The sequence below is a fragment of the Mesorhizobium sp. M8A.F.Ca.ET.208.01.1.1 genome, assembly GCF_004791315.1.
Lineage (GTDB): Bacteria > Pseudomonadota > Alphaproteobacteria > Rhizobiales > Rhizobiaceae > Mesorhizobium.
In genome coordinates this window covers 1-295 of the sequence record NZ_SRUT01000336.1, presented here as the reverse complement: position 1 = coordinate 295, position 295 = coordinate 1, and the positions used below count along the sequence as shown (strand labels likewise).

Genomic DNA, 295 nt, shown 5'->3' with positions numbered 1-295 from the left:
GCTGCAGAAGGACGCCGACGTCCTGCGGGCGCTGGACGACGGCACGCTGAAGGAAGCGAGCCTCGACGTGTTCGAGGTCGAGCCGCTGCCGAAGACGAGCCCGCTGTGGAGCCATCCGAAGGTGTTCGTGACGCCGCACGCGGCGGCGACCTCTGATCCGGCCCATCTGGTGCCGATCATGCTTCGGCAGATGGATGCCTTCGAGCGCGGCGAAAAGCTGGAAAACCTGGTGGACCGCGAAGCGGGCTACTGAGCTGGCGAAGACGGCTTCGAGCCGGGCAGCGCGAACTTGTCC

1 protein-coding gene is annotated in these 295 nt (G+C 66.8%); it reads left to right on the top strand.

Annotated features, from left to right (window positions below):
* A partial coding sequence (locus tag EN851_RS35545) for an NAD(P)-dependent oxidoreductase (protein WP_281041138.1) occupies nt 1–253 on the top strand: 253 nt, incomplete at its 5' end.
* Nucleotides 254–295 lie beyond the last annotated feature (42 nt).